At 74.2% G+C, this 7,534-nt stretch carries 8 protein-coding genes; all 8 read right to left on the bottom strand.

The window, feature by feature from the left end:
* The coding region (locus VF468_09800) for a hypothetical protein (protein HEX5878602.1) at nt 1–322 on the bottom strand (322 nt) is incomplete at its 3' end.
* Nucleotides 323–603: 281 nt separating this feature from the next.
* Nucleotides 604–1,791, bottom strand: coding sequence for a rod shape-determining protein RodA (rodA, locus tag VF468_09795; protein ID HEX5878601.1), 1,188 nt, complete (start codon nt 1,789–1,791; stop codon nt 604–606).
* A 73-nt stretch (nt 1,792–1,864) separates the two neighbouring features.
* On the bottom strand, nt 1,865–3,826 hold the full coding sequence (gene mrdA, locus VF468_09790) for a penicillin-binding protein 2 (protein ID HEX5878600.1): 1,962 nt from the start codon (nt 3,824–3,826) through the stop codon (nt 1,865–1,867).
* A 9-nt stretch (nt 3,827–3,835) separates the two neighbouring features.
* The gene (gene mreD, locus VF468_09785) at nt 3,836–4,336 is read right to left on the bottom strand and encodes a rod shape-determining protein MreD (GenBank protein ID HEX5878599.1); all 501 of its coding nucleotides are present in this window, start codon (nt 4,334–4,336) and stop codon (nt 3,836–3,838) included.
* Nucleotides 4,337–4,339: 3 nt separating this feature from the next.
* Complete coding sequence (mreC, locus tag VF468_09780) at nt 4,340–5,185, bottom strand: rod shape-determining protein MreC (GenBank protein ID HEX5878598.1); 846 nt, start codon at nt 5,183–5,185, stop codon at nt 4,340–4,342.
* Nucleotides 5,186–5,224: 39 nt separating this feature from the next.
* The gene (locus VF468_09775) at nt 5,225–6,256 is read right to left on the bottom strand and encodes a rod shape-determining protein (GenBank protein ID HEX5878597.1); all 1,032 of its coding nucleotides are present in this window, start codon (nt 6,254–6,256) and stop codon (nt 5,225–5,227) included.
* Between the two features lie 111 nt (nt 6,257–6,367).
* Nucleotides 6,368–6,778 (bottom strand): nucleoside-diphosphate kinase, encoded by a 411-nt coding sequence (gene ndk, locus VF468_09770; protein HEX5878596.1) that lies wholly within the window; start codon nt 6,776–6,778, stop codon nt 6,368–6,370.
* A gap of 45 nt (nt 6,779–6,823) precedes the next feature.
* Nucleotides 6,824–7,534: cyanophycin synthetase (locus VF468_09765; protein HEX5878595.1), on the bottom strand; the 711-nt coding region annotated here is incomplete at its 5' end.

Below are 7,534 nucleotides of genomic sequence, written 5' to 3'. Positions count from 1 at the left end.
CGCGGGGTGTCGGGGACGGGGGCGGGGGGCCGCCGGCGAACGATGCCCCGGCGGACTCGACGGTGGTGACGCGGAACCTGGGCGGCGGGGCGGACTCGGGGGGCGGGCGGGGGGCGGGAGGGGTGTCGGCCGGGGCGGGGGCCGCCGGGGGCGGGCCGCCCGGGAACGACGCGGCCCCGCGCGGGCGACGCTGCGGGGCCGCGGGCTCGCCGGTGGCCGGCGCGGAGGCGCGGTCGGCGGTGTCGGTGGGGGCGGGCGGGGACGTGGGGACGGTGGACTGGTCGCGAGCCTCGTCGACCCGCGCGTCGTCGGGGGAAGCCATCGATGCTCCTCTATCAAGCTCGGACGGCCGCCGGCACGGGCGACCGCAAACCTTCTGCGCTCGAGAGAAGCGGCGGCTCCTCCGCCACCGGTGGAACGGCCGCGAACGCGGACCGGCACTCCCTCTCCGGGCAAGCCCGGTACCTCGCCTCGAGGTACCACGAGATGCCCCGGGAACAGCAGGAAGCGGCGAGAACGCCGCCGGGCCGCACCGCCGGATGGCATGGCGCAAGACTGCCAAAGAGTCTGCCAGAACCGACAGGCTCCGGCAAAGGTCCGCCGCTACAGGTAGCGCCGCATGTGGACGTTCTCGAGCAGGCCGACGGCCAGGAAGGTGGCGACCAGCGAGGACCCGCCGTAGGAGACGAACGGCAGCGGGATCCCGGTGATCGGCATGATGCCGATGGTCATGCCGATGTTGACGAAGGCCTGGAAGGCCAGCATGGTCACCACCCCGGCGGCGACCAGCGCCCCGAACGGGTCGCGGGCCACGGCGGCGATGCGCAGGCCCCGCCACAGCAGCAGCCCGAGCAGGGCGAGCAGGCCCATGGCGCCGGCGAAGCCGAGCTCCTCGCCGATCACGGTGAAGATGAAGTCGGTCTTCTGCTCGGGCACGTACTGGAGGTTGGTCTGGGTGCCGCGCAGGTAGCCCTTGCCGGTGACGCCGCCCGAGCCGATGGCGATCAGCGCCTGCCTCGAGTTGTAGGTGAAGCCTCGTCCACCGTCGTCGGCGGCGGGGTCGATGAAGGCGGTCAGGCGCTCCTTCTGGTACTCGCGCAGCACGTTGAGCTTGAACATGCCAATCGTCCCGACCATCCCGACCAGGGCCAGGACCAGCAGCCAGCGCAACTGCACCCCGCTGACCAGCAGCATCCCGAACAGGATGGCCACGAACACCATGAACGTCCCGAAGTCGGGCTGGAGCAGGATCTCGGCGCAGATCAGGGCGACGGCGGCCAGGGCGGCGGCCAGACGGCGCGGGCCCGGCGTCTCCCGCCTGGCCCCGAGCACGGCGGCCAGGGTGATGATGGCCCCGATCTTGGCGTACTCGGACGGCTGGACCTGGTAGGCGCCGAGCTCGAACCAGGACTGGGCCCCGTTGGTGGCCGACCCCAGCGGGGTCAGGACCAGTCCCAGGGCCACGACCACGGCCCCGAACACCACGCCGGCCCATGCCTGGAGGCGGCGGTAGTCGACCACCATGGCCGCCACCATGACGGCCAGGCCGAGGCCGAGGTTGAGCAGCTGGCGGCGCATGATGGCCGCCTCGGGCAGCCCCTGGGCGCGGAGCCCGGCGAAGGTCGAGGAGTAGATGGCGAGCAGGCCCAGGGCGGTCAGGGCCAGGGCGGCCAGCAGCACCGTCGGGTCCAGGTGCCGCCAGGGCGCCCGCCAGGCCATCGGCCGGTCGCTGGCCTGCTCCCAGCCGAGCCTCGACACCCGGTCGGAGTACGACCCCCACGACTCCTGCATCAGCCGCTCCGCTCCGTGCCCGCGGCACCAGCGGGGAGTGCGGTCCCGGGTACGACAGCCCTCGGCACCAGCATCAGCCGCTCCGGTCCGCCCCGGGGGCCACCGGGGTCACCGGCAGGCCGAACAGCTTCTGGTAGATGGCCCTGGCCACCGGGGCGGCCGTCTCGCCGCCGTGGCCGCCCTGCTCGACCATGACCACGACCACGTACTCCGGGTTCCCCACCGGCGCGTAGGACGCGAACCAGGCGAACGGGGCCTGGGGCGGCAGGTCGGCGGTGCCGGTCTTGCCGGCCACCGGGAACCGGTCCAGCGGGAACCCGGCGAATGCGGAGGCCGCCGTCCCGCCGGTGGTCACGCTGGCCAGCCCCTGGCCGACGGCGGCCAGGGCGCCGCCGGGCACCTCGGCCACCCCGGTGACCCGGGGCGCGACCCGCCGGACGACCCGCCCGCTGGCCGGGTCGAGCACCGCCCGGCCGACGTGGGGCCGGTAGACGGTGCCGCCGTTGGCCAGCGCCCCATAGCCGACGGCGAGCTGGAGCGGCGACACCTGGAGGTCGCCCTGGCCGATGGCGACGTTGAGGTTGTCGCCCCCCTGCCAGCGCCAGCCGTCGCGGCACAGCTCCCGGTACATGGCGCTGGACCCGGCGCAGTAGGTCTTGCGGTTCTCCTCCCAGAAGCGCTTGCGCCACTCCCGGGTCGGCACCGTGCCCTCGGCCCCGTACGGCAGGTCGAGGGGAGGCCGCCGCCCAAACCCGAACTCCCGGGCGGTGGCCTGCATCTTCTCGTCGACCCGCTGGCCGCGCTCCTCCTGGGCCCGCTCGGCCACCCCGAGCTGAGCACCCAGGTTGTAGTAGTAGACGTCGCAGGAAAGCCGCAGGCTGTCGCCGAGCCCGACCGTGCCGTGGCCCCGCGGGGTCCAGTCCCGCTTGGTGTAGCTGCCGATGGTGTACGACCCGGGGCAGTGGTAGGTGCTGGTCGGGGTGATGGTGCCGGCCTCCAGGCCGGCCAGGGCGGTGAACGGCTTCCAGGTCGAGCCGGGCGGATAGGCCGACTGGACGGCCCGGTGCAGCAGCGGCTTGCCCGGGCTGCCGGCGTAGCGGTCGAAGTCGCGCCGGGAGATGCCGCCGACGAAGCGCCGCGGGTCGTACTGGGGCAGGCTGGCCAGGGCGGCCACGGCGCCGTCGTCGGGATCGAGCACGACCGCGGTCGCGGCCGGGGCCGGGTAGGTGCCGCCGCGCTGGCTGTCGGGCAGCCGGCGGGCGGCGCGCATGCCGTCGGCCAGGGCCCGCTCGACACTCACCTGGAGGTTGAGGTCGAGGTTGAGCTGGAGGTCGCGGCCGGGGACGGGTGGGCGGCCGCCGAGGGCCCGGACGACCTCGCCGGCGGCGTTGACCTCGAGGTCCTGGACGCCGTCGCGGCCCCGCAGCCACTTGTCGTAGGTCAGCTCGACCCCGGCCTTGCCGACGATGTCGCCGGCCTCGTACCCGCGGAAGCGCCGCTCCTTGAGCTCGCCGGCCGAGATCTCGCCCACGTAGCCGAGTACGTGGGCGGCGGCCGGGCCGGCCGGGTACTCGCGCAGGGCCAGCACCTCGGGGGCGACCCCGGGGAACCGGTCGGCGTGCTCGGTCAGGTGGAAGAGCTGGCGGGTGGGGACGTCCTCGGCCACCGGGATGCCGCGCAGGGGCGAGCCGGTGTAGCCGGCGATGCGGTCCTCCAGCCGGGCCCTGCTGGTGCCGAGCAGCCGGGCCAGGCGGCCAAGGACCTCGCGGCGGTCGCCCAGCTCCGACGGCTTGACGGTGACCGCCCAGGCGGCCCGGTTGCGGACCACCACCCGGCCCTCGCGGTCCAGGATCCGGCCCCGGGGCGCCTCGACCACGACCTGGCGGACCCGGTTGCCCTCGGCCAGGTCGCCGTAGCGCTCGCCGGCCAGCACCTGGAGGTACCACAGCCGCGACGACAGGGCCACGAACAGCACCGCCACCAGGATGGACAGGACGGTGAGGCGGGAGCGGAGCGGGGAGGAGGGCGGGTGCACGGCGCGAACCTACCAACGCCGGGCCGGGCGGGCGGGGACGCGCTCGGTCAGCGCCCACACCACCGGGTAGACGAACGGGGTCAGCAGCAGGTTGTAGACGGCGACCAGGGGGCCGGCCCGGGCCACGGCCGCCCACGACGACAGGTCGAACACCCGCAGCAGCAGGCCGCAGCACCACACCGAGGCCAGGCTGGCCGCGCCGACCAGGACCAGGTGGACGAGCGGGCGGTGGCTGGTCACGTACACCCGGACGGTCCCCACGGCGAACCCGGCGGCGGTGTAGACCAGCGCCGACACCCCGACCGGCAGGTCGAACAGGAGGTCGGCGACCAGCCCGGTGACGAAGCCGAACACCGCCCCGGTGGCCGCGTCCGAGGCCATGGCCACGGCCACCACGGCCAGGACCAGCAGGTCGGGGCGGACCCCGGCCAGGCGCAGCTCGGCCAGCACGGTCGACTGGACGAGCACGGCCACGACCAGGACGGCGGTCAGGACGAGGGGGCGGCGCACGGCTCAGCTCCCCCGGGCCGGCGGGGCCGGGCGCTCGACCACGATCGCGACCACGTCGAGGGCGCCGAGGGCGGCATACGGGCGGACCGCGACCCTGGGCACCAGGCTGGCCGCGCCGGCCGGGTCGACCCGCTCGACCACCCCGACGGGCAGCCCGGCCGGGAACACGCCGCCCTGGTAGCCCTGGGTGACCACCGGGTCGCCGCGGCGGACGGAGGTGCCGGCCCGGACCGGCTGGAAGGAGAGCAGCTGGGAGCCGCTGCCCTTGACGATGCCGGGCGCCTTGGCGCGGGCCAGGGTGGCCGCCACCCCGCTGGCCGGGTCGGTGACCAGCAGCACGGTGGCGTAGTCGGCGGTCACCTGGGTGACCCGCCCGACCAGCCCGTCGGCGTCGACCACGGCCATGTCCTTTGCCACCCCCTGGCGCGACCCGGCGTCGACCGTGACCGACAGCTGGAAGTTCGAGCCCGAGCTGGCCACCACCGAGGCTCCGACGGTGCGGCAGCCGCAGCGGGCGGCCATGCGCAGCGCCCCCCGCAGGCGCCGGTTCTCCCCCAGCAGGTCGGCGTAGGTCCGCTCCTGGGCCCGCAGCCGGGCCACCTCGGCCTCCAGGCGGCGGTTGTCCTCGCGCAGCCCGCCCAGCTCGGAGACCCCGCCGGCCAGGTCGGCGACCGGCCGCACGACCGCGCTGGCCCCGCGCTGCAGCGGCCCGAACACGGCGATGGCGAGGCGCTGCAGGCGGTCGACGGGGCCGCCGTCGGGCTGGCGGAAGTCGATCGTGATGAGCACGATCGCGGCGGCCAGCAGCACGGCCAGGACGGTGCGCGCGCGGCGGGGACTTCTCGACACCTTCTCCGGGAGGCGCAGAGCCTCCCGACCTCCCCCGGGTCAGTGGGCCTCTGACGAGATGAGCACTTTCTTGAGCGACTCGAACTCCTCGATGCACTTGCCGGAGCCGAAGACCACCGAGTGCAGCGGCTCGTCGGCCACGTGGATGGGCATGCTGGTCTCGTGCTTGAGCCGCTCGTCGAGCCCGCGGAGCAGGGCCCCGCCGCCGGTGAGGACGATCCCCTTGTCCATGACGTCGGCGGCCAGCTCGGGCGGGGTGCGGTCCAGGGTGTTCTTGACGGCGTCGACGATCTGGTTGACGGGCTCCTCGATCGCCTTGCGGATCTCCTCGGCGCCGATGGTGATGGTCTTGGGCAGGCCGCTGACCAGGTCGCGGCCGCGGATGTCGGTGGTCGGCTCCTCGGGCAGGGGGAACGCCGAGCCGAGGTTGATCTTGATCTGCTCGGCGGTGCGCTCGCCCAGCATCAGCGAGTACTCCTTCTTGATGTAGCTGATGATCGACTCGTCCAGCTCGTCGCCGCCGATGCGGATGCTCTGGCTGGTGACGATCCCGCCGAGGGCGACCACGGCCACCTCGGTGGTGCCGCCGCCGATGTCGACCACCATGTTCCCGGCCGGCTCGTGCACGGGCAGGCCGACGCCGATCGCGGCCGCCATCGGCTCCTCGATGATGAAGGCGCTGCGGGCCCCGGCCCGGTAGGTCGACTCGACCACGGCCCGCCGTTCGACCCCGGTGATGCCCGAGGGGACGCAGACCACCACCCGGGGCTTGGCCATGAACTGGCGGCGGTGCACCTTGTGGACGAAGTAGCGGAGCATCTTCTCGGTGGTGTCGAAGTCGGCGATGACCCCGTCCTTGAGCGGGCGGATGGCCACGATGTGGCCCGGGGTGCGGCCGATCATCGCCTTGGCCTCGGTGCCGACGGCCAGGATGGCGTTGTTCTTGGTGTTGATGGCGACCACCGAGGGCTCGTTGAGCACGACCCCGCGGCCGCGGACGTAGACGAGGGTGTTGGCGGTGCCGAGGTCGACGGCCATGTCGCGGCCGAGGAAGCGGAAGGCGTTCGGCAGCCAGACCAGCCCCTTCCAGTGTTGCGATGGGTCACGGCGGTAGGCAGGAGGCCTACAGAAGAAACCCGGGCATCCTACACCAGCCCCTCGAACGACCCAACGGTCGGAGGGTTACATTCCGGGAAAGAACAGGGCCAGCTCGCGGGCCGCCGACTCGGGCGAGTCGGAGCCGTGGACCAGGTTCTTCTCGATCTCCAGGCCGAAGTCGCCCCGGATCGAGCCGGGCGGGGCGGTGATCGGGTTGGTCGGGCCCATCAGGGTGCGCACCGCGCCGACCGCGTCCGGGCCCTCGACGCACAGCGCGACCAGCGGGCCGGAGGTGATGAAGGAGACCAGGTCGCCGAAGAACGGCTTGCCCTCGTGCTCGCCGTAGTGCTGCTTGGCGGTCGCCTCGTCGAGGGTGCGCAGCTCCATGGCGAGCAGCCGGAACCCCTTGCGCTCGAGGCGGCCGATCACCTCACCGACCAGGCCGCGGGCGACGGCGTCGGGCTTGCACAGGACCAGGGTGCGTTCGTCGGCCACGGAGTCCTCCACGGGCGGGGGTTCGGGATGACCGCGCGATCATACTCAAGCCGGGCCGGTGCCCAGGAGCAGGTCGCGCGCCTCCCCCACCGTGTGCAGGGAGCCGGTGACCACGACCGCCTCGGTCTCGGCGGCGCCGTCGATCGCCCGGCCGACGGCGGTGGCCACGTCAGGGGCGACCTCGGCGTGCAGGCCGAGGATCTCGGCCTCCTTGCGCAGCCGCTCGGCCGGGGCCGCCCGGGGGTTGCGGTTGGCCGTCACGACCAGCCGGCCCGTGGCCGGGGCCAGCTCCCGCAGGATCCCCTGGATGTCCTTGTCGGCCAGGCAGGCCACCACCAGGGTGCGCCGGTCGACCACGAACTCCTCGAGCAGCGCGGCGGCCAGGGCCCGCGCCCCGGCCGGGTTGTGGGCGCCGTCGAGCAGCACCAGCGGCTGGCGGGACATCACCTCCAGGCGCCCCGGCGAGGTGACGGCCGCGAACCCGGCCCGGACGGTGTCGTGGTCGAGGTGGCGCCGCTCCGAGGCGGGGGCGTCGGTCCCCGGCCCCCACGCTCCCTCGTGGGCGCCCAGGAACGCCTCGACCGCGACCAGGGCCCCGGCGGCGTTGTCGGCCTGGTGGCGGCCGTGCAGCGGCACCAGCACGTCGGTGATGGTCCCGCTGGGGGTGCGCAGGTCGAGGAGCTGGCCGCCGACGGCCTGGCGGCGCCGCTCGACCCCGAAGTCGCGTTCGGCGACCAGCAGGCGGGCGTCCAGGCC

The sequence above is a fragment of the Actinomycetota bacterium genome (genome assembly GCA_036280995.1).
Lineage (GTDB): Bacteria > Actinomycetota > CALGFH01 > CALGFH01 > CALGFH01 > CALGFH01.
The sequence above is the reverse complement of the archived record's forward strand: the minus strand, read 5'-3'. Positions and strand labels throughout refer to the sequence as shown.

Bases quoted from the DNA above. Each gene is read 5' to 3' on its own strand.
- rodA (HEX5878601.1), bottom strand. From the start codon at position 1,791: ATGCAGGAGTCGTGGGGGTCGTACTCCGACCGGGTGTCGAGGCTCGGC.